Genomic DNA, 22,052 nt, shown 5'->3' on the forward strand with positions numbered 1-22,052 from the left:
GGCATTCACCAGACATGGTTGTGGGACGGGAAGAACTCAGCGAGCAGTTCGAGCGCTCGGCGCGCAACGCCGAGGCGCTCTCCGCGACGATCGAGAAGAGCGCCGAGGTGCATGAGGCGATGCGGGAAACACTGCCCGGCGCTGCTGAGCATGCCGCCAAGGACAGGCGTGTGGCCGCCGAGGAGCGGGAGGCTGCGAAGACCCTCCGCGCCCACATCGTGCCGCCGACCCATACCGGCTCCTGAGTTCCCTCCGGTGCTTTCAGAGCCGGGCGCGCTTTCAGAGCCGGGCGCCGGCAGGCGTTTCAGACGAGCCGCTCCCAGGCGTCTTGGGCGGTGGTGGCGTGCAGGGCGGCGTTGATGCCGAGCCAGCGGATCGGTTCGGGCTCCCAGCGCCGCGAGCGATGCCCCACCCACGGCAGCGTCACCCGCTCGCTGAGCTGCCCGGAGATCAGGTCGGCCAGGGTGCGCCCGCCCAGGTTCGCCGCCGCGACGCCGTCGCCGACGTAGCCACCGGACCAGGCCAGTCCGTCGCGGATCCCGGCTGAGGGCATCCAGTCGCGGGGCACGGCCAGCGGCCCGCCCCACTCATGGACGATCTCCAGGTCGATTCCGAAGAACTCCCGGAGGGTACGCCGCAGCGCCGCGAACACCGGCGGAACCCGGTCGAACGCGGGCTTCACGGCCGACCCGAAATGGTAAGGCGCACCGCGTCCGCCGAAGGCGAGGTGGTCGTCGGCGGTGCGCTGGCCGTACACGATCAGGTGTCGTTCGTCGGTGAAGGTCTCCCGCCGACGCAACCCGATACGTTCCCAGGTCGCGGCGTCCAGCACCTCGGTGGCGATCATGAGTGAGTAGACCGGCGCGAGGGTACGCCGATGGCCCGGCAAGCTGGCCGTGTATCCCTCAAGGGCCCGGACCACTGTGGTGGCTCGCACGGTGCCGCGGTCGGTGTCGACGAGCCCGCGGGACAACGAGCGGACCCGGGTCTGCTCGAAGATCGTGACGCCGCGGCGTTCGACGGCTTCGGCCAGGCCCCGCACCAGCTTGGCCGGGTGCAACGCCGCGCAGTCCGCGCTGTACGTGCCGCCGAGCACACCGCTGGCCCCGCACATCTTCACGGCGGTGGCGGCGTCGATGAAGTCCGGCGAGGACTCGGCGCGGCGCAACTGGGCCCGGGGGCGCGCCAGGCTGATCGTGCCGCCCTTGGCGTAGTCACAGTCGATGCCCTCGGCCGCGGCGACCCGGCCCACCTCGTCGACCGCGCCGGCCAGCGCCGCGAGCATGGCCTCGGCCCGGTCCTCGCCGTAGCGGCGGGCCAGTTTGTCCACCGGCACGGGGAACAGCCCGGAACACCAGCCGCCGTTGCGTCCCGAGGCGCCGAACCCGCAGAACTCGGCTTCAAGCACAACGATGCGCAGGTGCGGGGCCGCGACGGCCAGGTAGTACGCCGTCCACAAGCCGGTGTAGCCGCCGCCCACAACGGCGACGTCAACGCTGGTGTCGCCGGGCAGAGGTGCGCGATGCTCGATCGGGCCGAGGGACTGCAGCCAGAAACTCAGATGTGGGTCCATGCCTCGCTCAGCACGCTGCGCAGGATCTGTTCCATCTCCGCGAAATGCCGTTCCTCGCAGATCAGCGGCGGGGCCAGTTGGATGACCGGGTCACCGCGGTCGTCGGCCCGGCAGTAGAGCCCGGCGTCGAACAGCGCGGGCGACAGGAAACCGCGCAGCAGCCGATCGGCCTCGGCGTCGGTGAACGTCTTCTTGCCGGCCTTGTCCTTGACCAGCTCGATGCCGAAGAAGAAGCCGTCCCCGCGCACGTCGCCGACAATCGGAAGATCGAGGAGCTTTTCCAGGTACGAGCGCAGCACCGGCGATTGGGAACGTACATGGGAATTGAGGTCTTCCCGTTCGAAGATGTCGAGATTGGTCAGCGCAACGGCGGCGGCCACCGGGTGCCCGCCGAACGTGACGCCGTGCGCGAACGAGGTGGCGCCGGTGAGGAAGGGCTCGACCAGGCGCTCCGAGGCGATCATCGCGCCCATGGGAACGTACCCGGACGTCAGGCCCTTGGCGCAGGTGATGATGTCCGGTGTGAAGCCGTAGCGCTGCGAGCCGAAGTATTCGCCGAGCCGCCCGAACGCGCAGATGACCTCGTCGGAGACCAGCAGGACGTCGTAACGGTCACAGATCTCGCGAACCCGCTGGAAGTATCCCGGCGGCGGGGGGAAGCATCCGCCGGCGTTCTGCACCGGTTCGAGGAATACGCAGGCCACCGTGTCGGGTCCCTCGAACTCGATGGCCTCGGCGATGCGGTCGGCAGCCCACCGGCCGAACTGCTCCGGGCTCATCGACTCGTCCGGGCGGCGGTAGTAGTTGGTGTTGGGCACGCGGAAGGTGCTCGGCACGAGCGGTTCGAACTGCTGCTTGAGCAGGGGCAACCCGGTGATCGACAACGCGCCCATGGTGGTGCCGTGGTACGCCACCGAGCGGGAGATGGCCTTGGTCTTCATCGGCTTGCCGGTCAGCTTGAAGTAGCTGCGAGCCAGCTTCCACGCGCTCTCCACCGCCTCCGACCCGCCGGTGGTGTAGAACACCCGGTTGAGCTCGCCGGGGGTCAGGGTGGAGAGGCGTTCGGCCAGCTCAACGGCGGTGGGATGCGCGTACGACCAGACCGGGAAGTAGGCCAGTTCGGCGGCCTGCTTGGCCTCGGCCTCGGCGAGTTCGGTGCGCCCGTGCCCGGTCTGCACCACGAAGAGCCCGGACAGGCCGTCCAGGTAGCGCTTGCCGTGCTGGTCGAAGATGTACGGACCGGAGCCGCGCACGATGACCGGCACTTCGCCGGCGCCGGGCCCGGTGTAGGCCGAGAGCCTGGTGAAGTGCATCCACAGGTGGTCGCGGGCCGCGGCGGAAAGATCCTGACTCATCTTGTTCCCCAGGCGTAGGTCTGTTTGGCTAACTTCAGGTACATGAAGGTCTCGGTGGCCGACACCCCCTCGACGGCCCGGATCTTGTCGTTGAGCAGGGCAAGAAGATGCTCATCGTCGGTGCAGACAAGCTCGACGAGCATGTCGTACCCCCCGGCGCAGATCACGACGTAGTCGACCTCCGGGATGGCGGCGATCTCGTCGGCCACCCGCCGCATGTCCCCGAGCACCTTGACCCCGACCATCGCCTGCCGGGCGAACCCCAGCGTCAACGGGTCGGTGACCGCAACGATCTGCATCAGCCCCCCGTCGAGAAGCCGCTGCACCCGCTGCCGCACAGCAGCCTCGGAAAGCCCAATGACCTTGGCCAGCGTCGCGTACGACATCCGCCCGTCCCGTTGAAGATGCTCGATGATCCGCTTGTTGATGTCGTCGAGCGCTTGATCCGTCACGTCAAGATTGTGCCATCCACGGGCCGGCGCCGTTGCCGGTGGTGACTACGTTTATCGCACCTTCGGCGGCTTCTGACAAGTGTTTCCGTTGACGAGGGTGGACGTGAACAGGGATTTGGTTGTCTCGACGGCGGGCCGCGATTGCGTGGCGGGCGCGGGATGCGGCCGCGCCTCGGAGCAGGCGGCGCTTGTGGGCCTCTTGCGACGACGTCGCGGTCAATCGCCGGTGTAGTGCATGACGTGCTTGAGGCGGGTGTAGTCCTCCAGGCCGTACACCGAGAGATCCTTGCCGTGCCCGGAATGCTTGAACCCGCCGTGCGGCATTTCCGCGACCACCGGGATGTGGCAGTTGACCCACACGCATCCGAAGTCCAGCCGCCGGGTCATCCGCATCGCCCGGGCGTGATCACGGGTCCACACGCTGGAGGCCAATCCGTAGTCGACGCCGTTGGCCCACGCCACGGCCTCGTCCTCGTCGCTGAAGCGCTGCACCGTGATGACCGGCCCGAACACCTCCTCCTGGATGATCTCGTCCTGCTGGCGCAGGCCCGACACCACGGTCGGGGTGTAGAAGTAGCCGCGCTCGCCCTGCCGGGATCCGCCGGCCTCGACGGTGGCGTGATCGGGTAGCCGGTCGAGGAACCCGGTCACGCGCTCCAGCTGCCCGGCGTTGTTGAGCGGGCCGTAGAGCACGTCCTCGTCGCCGGGCGCGCCGGTGCGGGTGCCCTTGGCCTGCTCGGCGAGCGCCGCCACGAAGTCGTCGTGCACGCCGGGGCCGGCCAGCACCCGGGTCGCGGCGGTGCAGTCCTGGCCGGCGTTGAAGTAGCCGGCCTCGGCGATCCCGGCGGCCGCGGCTTCCACGTCGGCGTCGTCGAACACCACGACCGGCGCCTTGCCGCCCAGCTCCAGGTGGGTGCGTTTGAGGGCGGCGCCGGCCGCCCCGGCGACTTCCCTGCCCGCGCGCACCGACCCGGTGATCGACACCATCTGCGGCACCGGATGCGCGACCAGTGCCCGCCCGGTGTCCCGGTCGCCGGTGATGACGTTGAACACGCCCGGCGGGAACACCTCGGTGGCGAGCTGGGCCAGCAGCACCGAGGTGACCGGCGTGGTGTCGGAGGGCTTGAGCACCACCGTGTTGCCGGCCGCGAGCGCCGGTGCGATCTTCCAGATCGCCATCATCAGCGGGTAGTTCCACGGGGTGACCTGGGCGCAGACGCCGACCGGCTCGCGGCGCACATAGCTTTCGTATCCGGTCAGGTATTGCCCGGCGGAGCGGCCTTCGAGCAAGCGCGCGGCTCCGGCGAAGAAACGGATCTGGTCGATCGACGGGGGTAACTCCTCGCTGGCGGTCAGGCCCATCGGCTTGCCGGTGTTCTGCGATTCCGCGGCGACCAGCTCGCCGGCGCGGGCCTCGATGGCGTCGGCGAACTTGAGCAGGGCGAGCTGCCGCGCGGCGGGTGTGGTGTCCCGCCAGCCCTCGAAGGCCTTCTCGGCGGCGCGTACCGCGCGATCCACATCATGTTTTCCGGACACGGCGGCGCTGGCGAAGACCTCTCCGGTGCTGGGATCGACCAGGTCGGCATAGCGGCCGTCCGCGGGCTCCACGCTCTGCCCGGCGATGACGTTGTGCACGGTTTTGGCGGACATCCGGCCTCCTGATGAGTGGATCGGTTGGCGCAGGCCCATCGTGCCATCGGATCCGTCGGTGCCGATACCGTCCTTGGTCGATGACGGAGCGACCTTGGTCGATCGGCGAAGCGACTTCAGTCGATCAGTTTCCGCGCGGCCCGGGTGACCATGGGGGCGAGCTCGGCCAGCATGCCGGGCCGGCGGCGGAAGAAGCCGTCGCGGTAGAGCGCCGTGTAGCCGTGCGCCAGCGCGACTGTCTCCTCGACGAGGCGCAGGGAGTCGGCAGCCGGGCGCGCACCCGTGGCGGCTGCCAGATCGACCAGCACAGTCATCAAGGCTCGGGTGGCGTCGGAGCGCGTCCTGTCGGCGAGCTCCTTGAGGCCGGCGGCGAAGATCACATCGAAGCCCGCGCCGGTGCGGGAGACGAACGCGACATAGGCGGCGCCAGCGGCGGCGAAGCGGTCGCCGGGATCGGATCCGGCCTGGCCGGCGGCGGTGCTGATATCGGCGGCGAGGGCAGTGGCGGCGGCGGCCGAGACGGCGGCGAGCAGATGATCGCGGTCGGGGAAATGGCGGTAAGGCGCGGCGGTGCTCACCCCGAGGCGGCGTGCGACCGCGGCGACGGAGAAGCGTTGCAGGCCACAGTCGGCGAGCACCTCGAAGCCGGCCCGGATCAGGGCGGCGGGCAGGTCACCGTGATGGTACTTGCGGTCGGCGGACACGGTGACCTCCTGCCTTGCGTGCCGATAAGAGGCCTCTTACATTAACAAGTAATAGCTCTCTTACATGAGGGCCCTGCCCTGCCGGACGACGCTGAGACGTGGAGGCCCCCTGTGAGCATCAAGCTGGGATACCAGATTCCGAACTTCACCTATCCCGGGGTGCCGGTCGAAAAACTGTTCGACACCGTCGCCGCGCAGGCGAAAGAGGCCGAGGCGGCGGGTTTCGACACCGTGCTGGTGATGGACCACTTCTACCAATTGCCGGGCATCAACACGCCGGACAACCCGATGCTGGAGGCCTACACGACGCTCGGCGCGCTCGCGACGGTCACCTCGTCGGTGCAACTGTCCACGCTGGTCACCGGCAACACGTACCGTAATCCCGCTCTTCTGGCCAAGACTGTCACCACTCTCGACGTGGTCTCGAAAGGACGTGCGATCCTGGGCATCGGCGCGGGCTGGTTCGAACGCGAGCACCACGACTACGGATTTGCCTTCGGTACGTTCTCCGAGCGCTTCGAACGCCTCGAAGAAGCGCTGTCCATCATCACGCCCATGCTGCGCGGCGAGGAGCCGACGGTCAAGGGCAAGTGGTATCAGGCCCGCAACGCCATGAACAATCCGCGTATCCGGTCCACCATTCCGGTGATGCTCGGCGGTGGCGGGGAGAAGAAGACGTTCCGGCTGGCGGCCCAGTTCGCCGACCACCTGAACATCATCTGCGACCTGGACGAGTTGCCGCGCAAGGTCGCCGCGCTGCGTCAGCGTTGTGAGGAGGCAGGGCGCGACCCGCAGACGCTGGCCGTCAGCTACCACGCCACGGTGCTGGCCGCCGAGACCGAGGCCGAGGGCAAGGAGCTGCTCGAACAGCTCGCCCCGGAGCGCCGCAAGCGGGCGATCGTGGGTACGCCCGAGCAGCTCGCCGAGGGGGTGCAGCGCGAGGTCATCGACCGCGGTGTCACCGGCCTGACCATGAACCTGGTGTTCAGCGGTCACGTGCCGGGCGTGCTCACCAGCGTCGGGGGCGCCCTCGCGCCGCTGCTGCGACCGGCGGCCTAAGGTAGCTGGGTGCCTGACTCGCCCCTGCTGCTCGTGCTCGACGGCAACAGCCTCGTGCACCGGGCCTACCATGCCGGGGCCGGGGACGGATGGGTCGACCAGGACGGGCGCCCGATCTGGGCGTTGCGCGGCCTGGTCGGCTTCATCGCCCGCGCGGCGGCGTACCTGCGGCCCGACGCGCTCCTCGTGGGCTTCGACTGCCCCCTGGACTCCGCGCGCCGAGCCGACTACGCCGGGTACAAGGCGCATCGCCCGGACAAGGCGGCGGACCTGGTCGAGCAGATTCTCTGCGCGCCGGAGCTGCTGACCGCAGCGGGGGTGCGCACGCTGGTGCCGCCGGCGTACGAGGCCGACGACGTGCTGGCCAGTTCGGCCGCGGCGGCCCGGGGGGCCGGCTGGCGTTCGGTGCTCATGACCAGTGACCGCGATGCCTTCGCCCTGATCGACGAGTCGACATCGGTGCTGCGCGTGCGCAACGGCGGCTTCGACGAAGCCGTGCTGGTGGACGCGGCCGGCCTGGTCGAGTTGTGCGGCGTCGAGTCCTGGCAGTACCGTGATTTCGCGGCACTGCGCGGGGATCCGTCGGACAACTTGCACGGGGTGCGCGGCTTCGGCGAGGCCACCGCCGCGAAGCTTCTCGCCGCGTTCGGCTCGGTTGAGACGGTGTGGACGGCGCTCGATTCCGGACAGGGCCACCTGGTGCGTGAGGCAGTCGGTGAAGCTGCGGCGAAACAGTTGACTGCTGCGGGCGTACGGGAAAAAGTCGCGCGGAACCAGAGACTCATGCGGATGCGCACCGACCTGCCGATCCCCGATCTGGAATCGGCGCGGCTGCCGTTGAGCTTGGCCACGATGCGCACGGCGTTGCGGGCGCGCGGCATCAACCTGGGGCCTTCGCTGTGGGCCCTGACCGGTGGTGTGCCCCCGCAGCGCGACCCGGACCCGCGTGAGGAAGATGTCATTCCCGATCTGCGCCCGTGGGTGATCCGAGGCGGCATGAGCGGCCGGCGTGACCCTACGCCGGGGCAGATGTCACTGTTCTGACAGCTCGACCCGGAAACGCTCCGCTGTCGCATGGGGACGGCCGGCGTAGTGGTCCTCCAGATCGCCGTCCAGCGACGTGGTCATCGGATAGAACGCCTTACCAGGGCGACTCGGCCGTCATCACGGCACAGGCGTGCCTCCCGTCGGCGCGACCACCGATCTTCAGCACTGTTCCGGCGCCCACTTCCTGAGGAAAGTGAAACATCACCAGGGCCGCGAAGCGGGATCGGCTATCGCACGGATCGCAGGTCCAGGCTGTGCCGCACAAACGTGTCCAGGTTGCCCGTCGACCAGGACAGCACGCCGTTGCGGTAGGCGATCTGGCCCGCGTCCGGACTGATCTGCACCGTACGGTGGGTGCTGATCTCGTAGGCGAGCAGCTCGGCATTGCCGGTCAGCTCGGAGTTCGCGCCGACCTTGACGAAGATCTGGAACCGGCCGAGCGGCGCCACATCGGTGATCTCGGTGGTCGCCGTGTCGCCGGCCACGTCCACGCGGGCGCTGCCATCGGGATGCATCAGCTGGATGCGGCTGTACCCCTCATCGTCCAGCGACATGATCTGGCACCATTGCGGGCTGCACGCCGTTTCGGCTTTGCGGGTGGTGGTGACCGGCACGTCCTTACCGGTGGTCAGGTTACGCAGCGTGGTGGCCCCGAGCGTGCTGGTCGCCCCATCCACGAGCCAGGGCCAACCCGTCAACCGCCAAGAGCCGGGCTCCTCGCGTACGTCCACAGCTCCCCCGGTCAGCGCCACCGACCGTACCTGCGTGTTGTTTCGCGGCCCGCTCGCCACCCAGCGCGCCTTTCCGCCGGCAATGATCAAGTCGTTCTCCGAGCGGTAGAAGCGCACCAGCCCGACATCCGCAGTGACCAGCCGGGCGCCCCCGCCGGCCAGCGACGCCGTCCACAACTGCAACCCGCCGGCGTCCGTGCGCTCGAACCACACCAGCGCATCCTTGTCCACAGTCACGCTCTGGTACGACGGATTCTGCCCCACCGGCAGACTGCGCAGCACCTTCGTCCTGCCGGCACCATCGCGAACCAGCAACCGCAGCACCTTGCCATCCTTGCTCGGCGCGGCACCCACCGAGGTCGCGGCGTCGACGAACAGGTCAGGCTCGTACGCGGTACCGTCGCTCAACGTTGCCGCCAAGGTCGCCTTCGCGGCTGCCGGCCAGGCCAGCGCGATCGGCGCCGGAGCAGACGGGTTACCTTGCGCAGCGGGCGGCAAGACGATGAGCAGACCACCGGCGCCCAGAGCGGCGATCAGGCCCGCATACCCCCGCAAGCGGCGCAACACCACCGGCCCGTCTCCCCAGCAACCAACCCCGCCGAGGAGAGTACGGCCGGCACTCCTCAGCAGTTCAAGCCCCGGCCACCCCCTCTACAGCATCCTAGGAGGATAGGTTACGGAATGACGGAGCGTGCCGAGCGGTTGAGGTCGACGTGAAGAAGAAGATCGGGTTCTTGTCGTTCGGGCACTGGCGCAATGTGAACGGCTCCCAGACGCGCACCGGGGCCGACGCGCTGCTGCAGACCATCGAGCTGGCCGAGGCCGCCGAGGAGCTGGGCGTCGACGGGGCATTCGTGCGGGTCCACCACTTCGAGCGTCAGTTGGCGTCGCCGTTCCCGCTGCTCGCGGCGATCGGCGCGCGGACCAAGCGGATCGAGATCGGCACCGGCGTGATCGACATGCGCTACGAGAACCCTCTGTACATGGCCGAGGAGGCTGCCGCCGCGGACCTGATCAGCGGGGGGCGCCTGCAGCTCGGGGTGAGCCGCGGATCCCCGGAGACCGCTCTGCGCGGTGCCGAGGCGTTCGGGTACGTACCCGCCGAAGGCTCCAGCTCGGCCGACGACGCCCGCCACAAGACCGAGATCTTCCTCGCCGCGATCGATGGCGCCGCGGTGGCCCGCACCGACCCGGCCCGCACCGGAGGCGTCAGCGGTGGTCTGGCGATCCAGCCGCAATCCCCCGGTCTGCGCGACCGCATCTGGTGGGGCGCCGGCACCCGTGCCACCGGCGCATGGGCGGCCGAGCTGGGCGTGAACCTGCAGAGCTCGACGCTGCTCAGCGAGGACACCGGGGTGCCGTTCGACCAGTTGCAGGCCGAGCAGATCGAGCTGTTCCGCGCCGCCTGGAAGGAAGCCGGGCACACCCGCGAACCGCGCGTCTCCATCTCGCGCAGCGTGCTGCCGGTCACCGAGGAGATCGACCGCAGGTACTTCGGCGACCGCGGCGAGCAGGACCAGGTCGGGTTGCTGGAGGGGGTCCGGTCACGCTTCGGCCGCACGTACGCCGGGGAGCCCGGCCGCATCGCCGAGGAACTGGCCGCCGACGAGGCCGTACGGGCCGCCGACACCATCCTGTTCACCGTGCCCAATCAACTGGGGGTGGCCTACAACGCCCGCATCCTGGAGACGATCACCAAGCACATCGCCCCCGCGATCGGCTGGACGCCCGCCACTGATGGCGTTGGCTGACGTCGGCCGGCGGCCGGCCGGCTGACGTCGCGCTTGCCGGCCGAACGGGGTGCCGATTCGCTGATCTTGGTGACCGCTGACGTGGTGGACCGGCACAGCACAGTGCTGCACGCGGCATGCCCCAGTTGGGGCCGCGAGGGACGGGAGCGCACACTGGAGCGCGTGCCGACTCCTGATCATGCTTTGCGCACCTTGGGCTTCCTGACCATCGGACTGTTCGATCGCGACGACCCGCGGGCCGGGCACGAGTCGACGCTGGAGATCATTCAGCTGGGTGAGCGGCTCGGGTTCGACAGCGCTTGGGTTCGCCACCGGCATCTGCAGTACGGGATCTCGTCGCCGGTGGCGGTGCTGGCGGCAGCGTCGCAGCGGACCAGCCGGATCGAGCTGGGCACGGCGGTCATTCCGCTGGGCTGGGAGAACCCCCTGCGGCTGGCCGAGGATCTGGCGACGGTGGACCTCCTGTCCGGCGGGCGGCTCAACCCGGGGGTCAGCGTCGGGCCGCCGATGAACTACGACGCCGTCAAGGACGCGCTGTACCCGGACACCGGGGATGCGGAGGACTTCGGTTACCGGCGGGTCGAGCGGTTGCTGGATCACGTGGCGGGCAAGCCGGCCAGCACCTACAGCGGGGTGAAGGGCGTGGTCGAGGAGTTCTCGGAACGCGTCGAGCCACACGCGGACGGGCTGCGCGGCCGGCTGTGGTACGGCGGTGCGAGCCTGCGTTCCGCCCAGTGGGCCGGCGAGCACGACATGAACTTCCTGACCAGCAGCGTCGTCAAGGCCGAGGAGTCCGAGGACTTCGCCGAGGTTCAGCTCTCGCACGTGCGCCGGTTCCGCGCGCACCACCCCAACGGCGAGCGCGCCCGCGTGTCCCAGGGACTGGTCGTCATTCCCACCGACGGGGCAACTGCCGGGCAGAAGAGCCGCTATCGCGCGTACGTGGAAAAGCGCACCCCCCGCACCAGAAGCCCCCAAGGGCCCGCGCGCATGATGTTCGCCCGCGACCTGCTGGGCACCTCGGAGCAGATCGCCGAGCAGTTGTACGCCCACGCCGCTTTCCGCGAGATCGACGAGGTGGCGTTCGCGTTGCCGTTCAGCTTCGGGCACGACGACTACGTGCAGATCCTCACCGACATCGCCACCGAACTGGGCCCGGCGCTCGGGTGGCAGCCGGCAGCCGGACCGCGCTGACCCCGCCGGGGAAACGCTCACCTCCTCCCCGCACCAACCGACGGTAGGGCGTCAGACCCGAAACGTCAGCCACCGCCGAAAGGCGCGGGCACGGCCGGGGGGTGCGGGCACGGCCGGGGGTGCGGGCACGACCGCGGCCGTGGAGCGCGGGCATGGGCACGAGGGCGTCAACGACCAGGTGACAGGGATGGGGGTGGGTGGTGGCGACGGATCGGCTTCCCGTGGTGATCTCGCCGTACGGGGCGTACGCGCAGCTGGGGTTGCACGTCCATGACCTCACCATCCGTGGCCTGCACGCCGAGGCCCTGCTGGCCGCCGACGAGGCCGAGGGTGTGCTGCGCATTCTGGGCGACGGGCGGACGTACCGGGTCAGCCGTCTCGGTCGGATGTATGCGCTCAACGCCCTGGGCCGCCTGGACGAATCCCTGGTCATCGGTCAGGAGCTTGTCGCCGAGGAGGGGCCCAGCACCGGCCCGCGCACCACCGACGCCAAGATCCTTGCCGACACCGCACGGGGGCTCATCCAGGTCGGGCGCATGGACGAGGGGCTGCACCTGGTTGCTCGGGCCATGTCGATTCTTGATGGTGCCCCGCGTAAGAGCCTTCGCTACTTCTCCGCGATGGCCTCGCTGGCCGACGCCGCGCGGGCCGCCGAGCTGTTCGAGCTGGCCGAGGTGGTCATGTTGCAGGCGATCGACGCCTTCGACAACCCCGGCAACCTGTACCGCTCCAGCGCCGAACTTGAGTACGCCGAACTGCTCCTGGAGTGGTCGCTGCGCCTGGAACACGTGCAACGCGACGAGGAGGCAGCGCTCATCCTGGCCAAGGCCGTCGACATTTTCCGCTACTGGACCGCCGATGACGCCGAGGTGCCGCTCGGCGAGGCGCTGCTCGCGGTCGGCTACGCCAAGCAGGGCCGCAACGCCGACGCGCAGCGGCTGGTCGGCAAGCACCTGATGGCGATGCGCGCGGCCGGGCAGAGCCACGAGTCGCGGCTGCTGCACCTGGCCCACGGGGTGGTGCTGCGCTCGGCCGGCGACTATCGGGCGGCGCGACGCGAGTTCCTGGCCGCTGTCGAGTTGTGCCTGCTGCCTGCCCAGAGCTTGAACTTTCACTACGAACTCGCGGTCACCGCGGCGCTGGAAACACCCGGTGAGGCGGCGAGCACGATGCTGGCCGCGTTGCAGGCGCACATCGGCATGCTGTGGCAGCTACGCCAGGACCGGCGCACCATGTTGCAGCAGTCGTACCGCAGGGTGGAGCTGGAGACGGCACGCACGACCGCCGACCAGGCTGCCACCTCCGACGCGCTGACCGGGCTGGGCAACCGGCGCCTGTTCGACCAGCGGATGGCCACGCCGGCCGGGTCGGAAGCGTTGCTGCTCATCGACGTGGACAAGTTCAAGGCCATCAACGACGCGTTCTCGCACGGCATCGGCGACCGGGTGCTCGTGGAGATCGCCGTTGCTCTGCGGGCGCACTGCCGTCCGGGTGAGGTGGCGATCCGCCTCGGGGGCGACGAGTTCGCGCTGTTCCTGAGCGCTGGTGAGCTCGAAGCCCGGCAGGTCGCCGAGCGCATCCGCCAGGTGATCCTGACCCGCGACTGGGACAGCATCGCGCCGGGCCTGACGGTCACGCTCAGCATGGGTCTGGCGATCTGCCGTCCCGGTGAGACGGGGGCCGGGCTTTACGACCGTGCCGACGCCAACCTGTACGCCGCCAAGCGAGGTGGCCGCAACCGCCTGGCCGCCGCAGCATGACCGATTTCGATCGCTGCTACCACAGCCGCCCCTGAGGCAGGGCCGCCAGCTCGGGCGCCGACACATGCAGGATGTCGAACGCCGTCGCCGCCGGATCCACCTCCCGCGGCACCTGCGACCACAGCGTGAACCGCACAACTTCCCACCGCGACGCATCGACGCCGACGGCCTGACTGTGCGCCCCTTCAAGGTCAAACTCCGGCGGGGGTACGCCCACAGCCAGCGAAGACACGTGCCGCGTAGCGAACACCGGGGCCGCATCGCCCGCCCCGCGCCTGAACGAGGTGCCCACCCAGGTCCGCACCGCCGGGCGACCGAAGTCGGTGACGATGCCCGAGAACGGCCCGTACAGAAACGCGTTCATCCCGGCCGGATCGTTCCAGAGGTACAACGGTGCGTACGCGTTGACCGCTGACCCGTGCCGGCCGATCCGGCGCACCGCGTACGCCTTGACCCCCAGGTGCGGGAAGTCATCGGTGGCGTGCGAGCGGGTGGCGACCCGGTGCTCGATGATGCCCATGTCGTAGTCGGCGGGCAGGGTGATCTCGTACTGCATCAGCAGCATCGCCGTCACCGGCCCAGCCCGGTCAGCATCTGCACGGCGCCCTCGGTGGCTGCCGTGAACGCCGCGGGATCGCTGGCCGCGCGGGCCAGCACGTAGCCGCCCTGCACGGTGGCCACCACGGCCGCGGCGATCGCCTCGGGGTCCAGCGTTGCCGGGAACTCCCCCGCCGCCTGCCCCTCGGCCACGATCCCGGCGATGCGCTCCCGCAGCCACCGGAACGTCGCGGCCACCGGCTCCCGCAGCGCCACGTCGGCGACCACCTCGGGGTCCAGCGCATGCCGGCCGACCGGGCAGCCCCGCAACGCGTCACGCTCGCGGCGCAGGTAGCCGGTCAGGCGCTCCAGGGCCGTACCGGGTGCGCTGAGAAGCTGTTCGGCTGCGGCTTGCATGTCCTCGGCAGTGCCGGTGAGCGCCGCTCGCGCGAGGTCGGCCTTGCCGCTGAAATGGTGGTACATGCTGCCCTGCCCGGCGCCGGCGTGCACCTGGATCGCCTTGGGGCTGGTCGCCACGTACCCCCGCTCCCCCATCAGCTCCTGCATGCTGCGAACGAGCCTTTCCCGTGCCTGCATGTGTGCAGTGTACCTACCAGTAGGTATGCCCCTGCCGGCAGGCGCCTGAGCAGCGTCATCAGGCCGGTGGGTTGTCCGCGTGGATCGGCCCGGCGGTTGCGGTGAGCCGCTGCCCCGAGCCGTTCCAGCGCAGCGCCACGATCTCCGCGGCCACGCTGACCGCCGTCTCCTGCGGCGTGCGCGCCCCCAGGTCCAGGCCGATCGGCGAGCAGAGCCGCGCGAGCTGCGTCTCGGTCAAGCCGCCGGCGCGCAACCGCTTCAACCGATCATCATGGGTACGCCGGGAGCCCATCGCTCCGGTGTAGGCCATCGGCAGCCGCAGTGCCACCTCGAGCACCGGCACGTCGAACTTCGGATCGTGGGTCAGCACGCAAGCCACCGTGCGAGCGTCGACGCGGCCCGCGACGGCTTCGGCGGCCAGGTAGCGGTGCGGCCAGGCGACGACCACCTCGTCGGCGCCGGGGAAACGCTGCTCGGTGGCGAACACCGGGCGCGCGTCGCACACGGTGACGCGGTAGCCGAGGAACGCCCCGATGCGCGCCACCGCAGCGGCGTGGTCGGTGGCGCCGAACACGAGCATGCGCGGGGGCGGGGCGAACGAGGTGACCAGCACGGTGGTGCCCGAGCCGCGGCGCCGGCCGTCCGGGCCGTAGTGCAGCAACCCGGTACGACCGGCGGCCAGCAGACCCCGGCCGTCGGCGGCGGCCGCGTCGTCGAGGCGGTCATGGCCGAGCGAGCCGTGCCGGGTGCCGGCGGTGATGACCATGTGCGCGCCGGTGCGCCCCTCGGTCACGGTCAGCAGGGCCACCGGGCGGCCCGCGGTCACCTCGCCGGCCAGGGTGCCGAGTTCGGGAAAGCCGACCGGTTCGATGAAGAGGTCGACGCTGCCACCGCAGGGCAGGCCGGCACTGGCCGCGTCGCCGTCGCTCACGCCGTACCGGATGGTCTGCGGGATCTTGCTCGCAGCGACCTCGCGGCACAGCTCGTAGACGGCGGCCTCGACGCAGCCACCCGAGACGCTGCCGGCCACCTCTCCACCGGGGCGCACCAGCATGGCGGCGCCGGGCGCTCGCGGCGCACTCGACCAGGTCGAGGTGACCGTGGCCAGCCCGGCCGCCTCCCCGAGCTGCCAGGAGCGCACCACCTCGTCGAGCACGTCCCGCATGCTGCGAGTCTAGGGGTCGTGACAGCAGGACGCGGTTGAGCCGGCCCGTTCCTCGGCGTCTTCCCTCATTGCCGAGTCGTTGAGCAGGCTGTACGGGAACACCGCCCGTCCTGCCACCGGCTCAGGCGGGTGCCGCTGCCACGAACCGGGAATTGGTGACGGCCATGGTCCGTACCTCGTCCTCGCTGAACCCAGCCTGCAGCAGGCGGTCGGCGAACAACGCCAGCCCGTCCTCCACCGGCGGGTTGAACGGCTGGCCGAGGTCGCTGGAAAGCACCGAGAACTGCGGGCCGACCTTGCGGATGGTGTCGAACAGGTCGTCCCAGCCGACCTTTCCGGTGTACGGCGTGGTGAAGCAGCGCTCCAACAGCGCCCCGGCGGCGGCCAGTTCACGTTGCTGCTCGACCGGCAGGCGCTGGGAGGTGAACTCGGGGTGGGTGACCACCACCCGGCGTACCCCCTCTTCCTTGGCCGCATGCACCACCGTGACGATCTCCGGACCGCTCAGGTGCCCGGTGGCCAGCACCAGGTCATGCTTGGCGATCACGCGCAGCACCTTGCGTACCGTTTCCAGAACCACGCCTTGCTCATCGACCACCTCGACCACGTCCGGGACGATGCCCTGCGCGTGCAGGTCGGCTTGCAGCGCGCCCCACATCGCCGGCTTGCTGCCGGGCAGATCCTGGGCCGTGGAGCCGCGCTGGTTGCGCGAGTCCACCGTGGGGAACCAGACGATGCGGGCGCCCAGCCGCCCGGCGATCTCCACCGCGGCCGGGTTCATGCCGCCCATCGAGCCGTTGAGGGTGATGGCCCCGAGCGCGTCGACGCCGGGTACGGCCTTGCGGACCACGGCGGCACGCTCGGCAGTGGTCACGTAGTGCGACTTGAGTACGAAGCCGGCCAGGCCGGTCTGCTTGCAGCGCGCCGCGAGGTCGAGGTCGTCGATGCGGCGTTGCATCACGTCCGGGCCGACGTGCACATGCGTGTCGTAGGCGCCGGACACCAGCGCGCGGGCACGCTCGGAGGGGACGGGGTGCTCGGACATGGATCTCCTTACGGGACTTCTGCTCGGTTGGTGCGCGACAGCGTGCGTTCCACGCCGCGCAGGTGGTGACGCATGGCGGCTTCCGCGGCGTCCGGGTCGTGCGCTGCGATCGCCTCGACGATCGCGGAATGCTCCTGGTAGGACTCCGGCGGCCGGCCGGGCACCAGGATCGTGCGGAACTGGAAGCGGACCATCTGCGCGCGAAGCCCGCTGATCAGCCGCGCGGCGGTCTGATGCCGGGAGGCGGCGATGATGCCGGCGTGCAGCGCGGCGTTGCCCTCGGAGTAACCGAGCAGGTCGCCCGCGGCGAGCCGGGCACTCATCCGCTCCAGGGTGCGGCGCAGGCCGTCGATCTCGCGGGTGGTGGCCTGCACGGCGGCCTGACGACTGGTCAGGGCCTCGAGCACGGCGCGGGTCTGGACAATCTCGACCGCTTCGGCCTCGGAGACCAGCTTGACCCGGGCGCCGCGGTGGGGGGTGAGCACGACGATGCCGTCCTGCCCCAGCCGTACGAGCGCAGTGCGCACCACCGCCCGCCCCACCCGCAGCCGGGCCGCCAGGTCCACTTCGACCAGCCGCTCGTTGGGTTGCAGCTCGCCGCGGAAGATCAGGGAGCGAAGCTGCTCGTACGCCGCGTCGGCAGGGCCGCGCACAGACGCCATGCCGCGTTCCCCTTCCGTTCTCCTGGATCGGTTCCGAGGGCGGCGGCCAGCGCTTTCGCCGGCGCCGCCCGACCGGCTCCGGCCGGATGCGGACAAGATTGCGAACAATCTTCCGAAGAGGATTGTCGCGGTCGGTGAATCTGTCAACACCGCTCGGAGCAGCGCAAACGTGGCCTTCGCCGGACTCGGGGTGGTGCACGCAGGACAGTGATCGGGACAAACAGGTCAGTGACAGCCTCATGATCCGTGCTCTAGCATCTCGTCCGGACCCGGGCCGAAAAGACGATAGTCAATGGTCAGAGTCATCAAACCTCGTCACCGAACAGCCGTCGCCCAGCCACACGAACAGGCCGGGTCACCGGGAGGATTCATGATCAGGCGTTTCCGTGTGCTGTCCGCGGCCCTTGTGGCCGTGGCGCTGGCCGTCACGAGCGGATGCTCGAGCGGCGATGACAAGTCCGACAGCGCGCCGTCGGGCGGCAAGACCGACAAGGTCACCTACTTCACGGCGTTCGGTGCCGTCGGGCGTGACTCGTTCGTCTGGCTCGCGAAGGAGAAGGGCTTCTTCAAGGACGCGGGCATCGACGTCGACATCCAACTGGGTGCCGGCAACGTGCAGAACCTCACAGCGATCAAGTCCGACCAGGCGCAGTTCGCGGCGCTGGACTTCACCGGCGCGGTTATCCAGGCCGGCACCGGCGCGTTCAAGGACTGGCGTGCCGTCGCGGCGGTGCACCAGCAGACGCTGGTCGCCATCATGTCCACCAAGGACACCGGCATCAACTCCCCCACCGACCTGACGGGCAAGACCATCGCCGCCGGTGACAAGTCGGTGAGCCAACTGCTGTTCCCCGCGTACGCGAAGCTGGCCGGCATCGACCCCAAGTCGGTGACGATCCAGGGTGTGAAGACGACGGCGCTCAACGGCCTGATGGCCACCCGCAAGGTCGACGCGCTCAGCACCTTCCTGCTGTCCAAGAAGGCCCTGGAGACCGCCTCCAAGAAGGAGGTCACGGTCCTGCCCTACAGCACGTACCTCAGTGATCTGTACGGCAACGCGATCATCGCCAAGCCCACGCTCATCTCGAGCAACCCGGACCTGGTCAAGCGGTTCGTCAGCGCGTCCATGAAGGGCTTGCAGTACACCGTCGAGCACCCCGACGAGGCGGCCGCCATCATGAACAAGGCGCAGCCGAGCGCGGCGGTCCCGGCCGCCGTCGGCGAGATCAACGCGATGAAGCCGTACACCACCGCCCCGGCCGGTGGGGCCCTGGGCAGCATGGATGAGCAGCGCGTGGCCAAGAGCATCGCGGTGCTGTCCGGCGCCGGCCTGATGCCCTCGGGGCTCAAGCCCGAGGACGTCGTCGACTTCTCGTTCACACCCAAGGCGTGACCTGCGGTGAGGGGGCGGGCCCGGCTCGCCCCCTCACGCAGTTGGAGGATCCACCATGACTGACAACACCGCGCCCGGCACCCCGCTGGGGCGTCTGTGGACCAACACCGCCCTGCCGGCCATCGGGGCGGTTCTTGCCGTCGGCCTGTGGTGGCTGCTCACCGCCGCCCTGGACGTCGACCCGTTCTACGTGCCGTCCCCGCTGGACGTGGTCCACTCGTTTCTCAAGATCCCCGGATACTTCCTGCGCGAGACCTGGGTGACGCTGCAGCGGGTGCTGATCGGGTTCGCCATCGCGGTCGCCGCCGGCCTGGTCATCGCCGTGGTGCTCGCGGCCTCCCGCACGGTCGAGCGGATGACCATGCCGCTGCTGGCCGCGGTGAACGCCATCCCCAAGGTGGCCCTGGCCCCGCTGCTGCTGGTCTGGATGGGCTTCGGTGACAGCCCGAAGATCGTCATGGTGGTGCTGGTCAGCTTCTTCCCGGTGATCGTGTCCACCATGGCCGGGCTCAGTTCCACCCCCGCCGACCTGCACGAACTGTCCCGTTCGTTGTCCGCGTCGTGGTGGCAGACCTTCGTCAGGGTACGGCTGATCTGGGCGCTGCCGCAGGTGTTCGTAGGGCTCAAGGTCGCCACCCCGCTGGCGATCATCGGTGCGGTCATCGGCGAGGTGGTGAACCCCGACCGCGGGCTCGGCTCGGTGATCAGCAACTCCGGCGCCAGCTCCGATACCCCGCAGGCATTTGTCGCCCTCGTTCTGCTGGCCATCTGCGGGGTAGTGCTTTACTACCTGATGGCGTTGCTCGAGCGGATCACCGTGCCGTGGGCGCACAAGATCACCTGAAAGGCCACCCCATGATCACCATCGATGGTGTCTCGCGTACCTTCGGCCCGGTACAGGCTCTGCACGACATCAATCTCGAGGTCGCCGACGGCGAGTTCCTGGCCCTGATCGGGCGTTCTGGCTGCGGCAAGTCCACTCTGCTGCGCCAGGTCGCCGGGCTGGACAAGCCGACAGCGGGCCGGGTTCTCATCGACGGCGAGCAGGTGCGCGCACCCCGGCGCGACGTCGCGGTCAACTTCCAGCGCCCGGCGCTGCTGCCGTGGCGCTCGGTGCTGGACAACGTCATGCTTCCGGTCGAGATCTTCAAGTGGGACAAGCGCGAGAACCGCGACCGGGCCCTGCACCTGCTGGAGACCACCGGGCTGGCCCAGTTTGCCAAGCGGCTGCCGCATGAGCTTTCCGGCGGCATGCAGCAGCGGGTGGCGCTGTGCCGCACGCTGATCCAGAACCCGCGGGTCATGCTGATGGACGAGCCGTTCTCGGCCCTGGACGCGCTGACCCGCGAGGAGCTCTCGATGGAGCTGCAACGCATCCACATCGAGACCGGCACGACCATCGTGTTCGTCACCCACTCCATCCAGGAAGCGGTGCTGCTGGCCGACCGGGTCGCGGTGCTCAGCGCCCGCCCGGGCCGCGTGCGTCAGATCGTCGACATCGCGATCCCGCGGCCGCGCTCGTTCGGGCACAACGCCCACCTGGAAGAGGTAGCAGCGGCCTCGGCCGAGCTGCACCAACTGCTGCTGGAGAACCACCTTCCCCCGGCCCCGGCACCGCAGCGCAACCGATGAACTGCCGCCGCGCGCCGGAATGAACCGGCTGCGCGGCGACAGGTACGAGCAACTCAGGACGAGGGGCTGAGGCTGGTGTCGGCCGGGGGCGGCTCGGCCGGGTCGGCCTTGCGCTGCTGGTCCTTCTCAGCGTCGACGGCCTCGGCCTCGTGGTCGTCGGCCGGTTCGGTGCCCGGGGGTTCACGGTCGGGTGTCGGTTCGCCGGACGGGTGGCGGACCAGGTAGCGGATGGCCGTGTTGAGCACGGCCAGCAGCGGCACCGCGATCAGGCCGCCCACGATGCCCGCCACCACGATGCCGGTGGCGATGGCGAGGATGACCGACAGCGGATGCAGGGCCACCGCGCGGCCCATGATCAGCGGCTGCAGGACGTGGCCCTCGAGCTGCTGCACCGCGATGACGATGAGCAGCACGATCAGCGCGCTGACCCAGCCGTCGGCCACCAGCGCCACCAGCACGGCGACCGCGCCGGTGACCGTGGCGCCCACGACCGGGATGAACGCACCGAGGAAGACCAGCGCGGCCAGAGGCAGAGCCAGCGGGATGCGCAGCACGAACAACCCGATGCCGATGCCGACCGCGTCGACGAAGGCCACCAGCACCGTTGCGTGCACATACGAGACCAGGGTGTGCCACGAGTAGTGACCGGCTCGGGCGGTGGGCACCCGGGCGCCGCGCGGCAGCAGGCGGCACAGGAACGACCAGATGGAGCCGCCGTCGCGCAGGAAGAAGAACAGCGTGAACAGGGTCAGGAAGAAGCCGGTGACGACCTCGCCCAGGGTGGTGGCGGTGCTGAGCGCGCCGGAGGTGAGGGCGCCCTGGTTGGAGGTGATGGCGTCCTGCAGACGGTCGACGTACTGGCTCAGTTGCTGATCGGTCAGGTGCAGCGGGCCGGTCGACAGCCACTTCTGCACCTCGTTGATGCCGTCGCCGACCTGCGAGCTCAAGGTGTCGATCTGGCTGATGAAGGTGCGGATGATCAGCCCGAGGCCGCCGAAGACCAGCACCAGGGCGGCCAGCAGCACCAGCGCCGCGGCCAGTGAGCGTTTCATGCCGGCGCGCACCATGCGGGCCGCGAACGGCTGGAACAGCGCGGCCAGCAGGATCGCCACCACCACGGGGATGACCACGACCCGCAGCAGGCTCACCAGGCGCAACAGCAGGTACATGGCCCCGACGAAGGCGATGAAGCGCCAGGCCCAGGCACCGGCGGTCCGTACACCGCGGGGCAGCAGATTCTCCACGCCGGGGGCGGCCTCCTGGACCACCATCACGGATGCGGGTTCCAGTGTTTCGCCGGTGAAGGGGGGCGGGGCGTTGCGGGCTTCCGCCTCCGCGAGCTGCCTGCGGGCACGCTCCCGGATCGAGCGGGCCCAAGTCGTCGTTGCCATGCCTGCTACCTGCCCCTTCTTCAGGGCGTGTATGCACGTACGGAGGATTCGTCGGTGACGAACAGGCGCCCGCCGGCCACCACCACATGCCGGGTCGCCGGGCGGAACGCCGCGGACGGGGCGGCAACGTGTCCTTGATGGTCTTCGCGGTGATGGCGGTCTCGTCGGGGTTCCATCCGGTGTTGCCGGGCCCGTAGCCGTCCTGCGCCCATCCCGGGGAGGTGATGGCTGCGGCCGCTGCCGGAGCAACGGCCGCGGTGACGGCAAAGGTCAAGCTGAGCACGAGCGGCACACGAACCATGCGCCGCAGCTTAGGGCGAAACGGATAAATACGGCTCACCCCGGTACGGCGGA

The 22,052-nt window shown here is 69.6% G+C and carries 21 protein-coding genes; 9 read left to right on the plus strand and 12 right to left on the minus strand.

What is annotated here, in order from left to right; genetic code table 11:
• Positions 1–14 precede the first annotated feature (14 nt).
• Complete coding sequence (locus TFC3_RS15260; protein WP_067500239.1) at positions 15–245, plus strand: hypothetical protein; 231 nt, start codon at positions 15–17, stop codon at positions 243–245.
• Positions 246–304: 59 nt separating this feature from the next.
• Here TFC3_RS15260 and TFC3_RS15265 read toward each other — a convergent pair whose 3' ends face one another.
• From TFC3_RS15265 to TFC3_RS15285, 5 genes are all read right to left on the minus strand, one after another.
• Positions 305–1,573 carry an FAD-binding oxidoreductase gene (locus TFC3_RS15265; protein WP_067500240.1) on the minus strand — a complete coding sequence of 423 codons (1,269 nt, stop codon included), beginning with the start codon at positions 1,571–1,573 and terminating at the stop codon, positions 305–307.
• On the minus strand, positions 1,558–2,928 hold the full coding sequence (locus TFC3_RS15270) for an aspartate aminotransferase family protein (protein WP_067500242.1): 1,371 nt from the start codon (positions 2,926–2,928) through the stop codon (positions 1,558–1,560). Before TFC3_RS15270 ends, TFC3_RS15265 begins: the two co-directional genes overlap by 16 nt.
• Positions 2,925–3,380 carry an Lrp/AsnC family transcriptional regulator gene (locus TFC3_RS15275; RefSeq protein WP_067500244.1) on the minus strand — a complete coding sequence of 152 codons (456 nt, stop codon included), beginning with the start codon at positions 3,378–3,380 and terminating at the stop codon, positions 2,925–2,927. The genes TFC3_RS15270 and TFC3_RS15275 overlap by 4 nt, the downstream gene beginning before the upstream one ends.
• Positions 3,381–3,596: 216 nt before the next feature.
• Positions 3,597–5,030, minus strand: a complete 1,434-nt coding sequence (locus tag TFC3_RS15280; protein WP_067500246.1) for a gamma-aminobutyraldehyde dehydrogenase — start codon at positions 5,028–5,030, stop codon at positions 3,597–3,599.
• Positions 5,031–5,146: 116 nt separating this feature from the next.
• The gene (locus TFC3_RS15285; RefSeq protein WP_067500248.1) at positions 5,147–5,734 is read right to left on the minus strand and encodes a TetR/AcrR family transcriptional regulator; all 588 of its coding nucleotides are present in this window, start codon (positions 5,732–5,734) and stop codon (positions 5,147–5,149) included.
• 111 nt (positions 5,735–5,845) lie between these two features.
• Here TFC3_RS15285 and TFC3_RS15290 point away from each other — a divergent pair, with 111 nt between their 5' ends.
• Complete coding sequence (locus TFC3_RS15290) at positions 5,846–6,793, plus strand: LLM class F420-dependent oxidoreductase (protein WP_067500250.1); 948 nt, start codon at positions 5,846–5,848, stop codon at positions 6,791–6,793.
• A 9-nt stretch (positions 6,794–6,802) separates the two neighbouring features.
• Positions 6,803–7,837: a 5'-3' exonuclease H3TH domain-containing protein gene (locus TFC3_RS15295; protein ID WP_067500252.1), complete on the plus strand. Its 1,035-nt coding sequence runs from the start codon at positions 6,803–6,805 to the stop codon at positions 7,835–7,837.
• Positions 7,838–8,067: 230 nt separating this feature from the next.
• Here TFC3_RS15295 and TFC3_RS15300 read toward each other — a convergent pair whose 3' ends face one another.
• Positions 8,068–9,141, minus strand: coding sequence for a hypothetical protein (locus TFC3_RS15300; protein ID WP_236718136.1), 1,074 nt, complete (start codon positions 9,139–9,141; stop codon positions 8,068–8,070).
• Between the two features lie 143 nt (positions 9,142–9,284).
• On the opposite strand from TFC3_RS15300, the gene TFC3_RS15305 reads away from it, so the two are divergent.
• From TFC3_RS15305 to TFC3_RS15315, 3 genes are all read left to right on the plus strand, one after another.
• Entirely contained in the window at positions 9,285–10,322 is a 1,038-nt protein-coding gene (locus tag TFC3_RS15305; RefSeq protein ID WP_067500254.1) for an LLM class flavin-dependent oxidoreductase, read from the plus strand.
• Positions 10,323–10,391: 69 nt separating this feature from the next.
• The gene (locus TFC3_RS15310; RefSeq protein ID WP_236718137.1) at positions 10,392–11,516 is read left to right on the plus strand and encodes an LLM class flavin-dependent oxidoreductase; all 1,125 of its coding nucleotides are present in this window, start codon (positions 10,392–10,394) and stop codon (positions 11,514–11,516) included.
• A 197-nt stretch (positions 11,517–11,713) separates the two neighbouring features.
• Positions 11,714–13,276, plus strand: a complete 1,563-nt coding sequence (locus TFC3_RS15315) for a diguanylate cyclase (RefSeq protein ID WP_067500256.1) — start codon at positions 11,714–11,716, stop codon at positions 13,274–13,276.
• A gap of 16 nt (positions 13,277–13,292) precedes the next feature.
• Here the strand turns inward: TFC3_RS15315 and TFC3_RS15320 are convergent, their stop codons facing one another.
• The 5 genes from TFC3_RS15320 to TFC3_RS15340 form a co-directional block, all read right to left on the minus strand.
• Positions 13,293–13,841: a DUF4865 family protein gene (locus TFC3_RS15320; RefSeq protein WP_067506739.1), complete on the minus strand. Its 549-nt coding sequence runs from the start codon at positions 13,839–13,841 to the stop codon at positions 13,293–13,295.
• A 5-nt stretch (positions 13,842–13,846) separates the two neighbouring features.
• On the minus strand, positions 13,847–14,410 hold the full coding sequence (locus TFC3_RS15325; RefSeq protein ID WP_067500258.1) for a TetR/AcrR family transcriptional regulator: 564 nt from the start codon (positions 14,408–14,410) through the stop codon (positions 13,847–13,849).
• A 58-nt stretch (positions 14,411–14,468) separates the two neighbouring features.
• On the minus strand, positions 14,469–15,575 hold the full coding sequence (locus TFC3_RS15330) for an XdhC family protein (protein ID WP_067500260.1): 1,107 nt from the start codon (positions 15,573–15,575) through the stop codon (positions 14,469–14,471).
• A gap of 121 nt (positions 15,576–15,696) precedes the next feature.
• A complete protein-coding gene (locus TFC3_RS15335) occupies positions 15,697–16,620 on the minus strand; it encodes a DUF6282 family protein (protein ID WP_067500262.1) in 924 nt (307 codons plus the stop codon).
• An 8-nt stretch (positions 16,621–16,628) separates the two neighbouring features.
• Entirely contained in the window at positions 16,629–17,282 is a 654-nt protein-coding gene (locus TFC3_RS15340; protein WP_067500264.1) for a GntR family transcriptional regulator, read from the minus strand.
• Between the two features lie 370 nt (positions 17,283–17,652).
• Between TFC3_RS15340 and TFC3_RS15345 the strand changes: the two genes are divergently transcribed.
• From TFC3_RS15345 to TFC3_RS15355, 3 genes are read left to right on the plus strand one after another with little or no spacing between them, the layout of a single operon-like run.
• The gene (locus TFC3_RS15345; protein WP_067500266.1) at positions 17,653–18,675 is read left to right on the plus strand and encodes an ABC transporter substrate-binding protein; all 1,023 of its coding nucleotides are present in this window, start codon (positions 17,653–17,655) and stop codon (positions 18,673–18,675) included.
• A gap of 55 nt (positions 18,676–18,730) precedes the next feature.
• Positions 18,731–19,519: an ABC transporter permease gene (locus tag TFC3_RS15350; RefSeq protein ID WP_067500268.1), complete on the plus strand. Its 789-nt coding sequence runs from the start codon at positions 18,731–18,733 to the stop codon at positions 19,517–19,519.
• Positions 19,520–19,530: 11 nt separating this feature from the next.
• A complete protein-coding gene (locus TFC3_RS15355) occupies positions 19,531–20,307 on the plus strand; it encodes an ABC transporter ATP-binding protein (protein WP_067500270.1) in 777 nt (258 codons plus the stop codon).
• A 53-nt stretch (positions 20,308–20,360) separates the two neighbouring features.
• On the opposite strand, the gene TFC3_RS15360 is transcribed toward TFC3_RS15355, so the two are convergent.
• On the minus strand, positions 20,361–21,698 hold the full coding sequence (locus tag TFC3_RS15360) for an AI-2E family transporter (protein ID WP_236718138.1): 1,338 nt from the start codon (positions 21,696–21,698) through the stop codon (positions 20,361–20,363).
• Positions 21,699–22,052 lie beyond the last annotated feature (354 nt).

Origin of the sequence: Actinoplanes sp. TFC3 (assembly GCF_001553785.1) — a bacterium.
GTDB lineage: Bacteria > Actinomycetota > Actinomycetes > Mycobacteriales > Micromonosporaceae > Actinoplanes.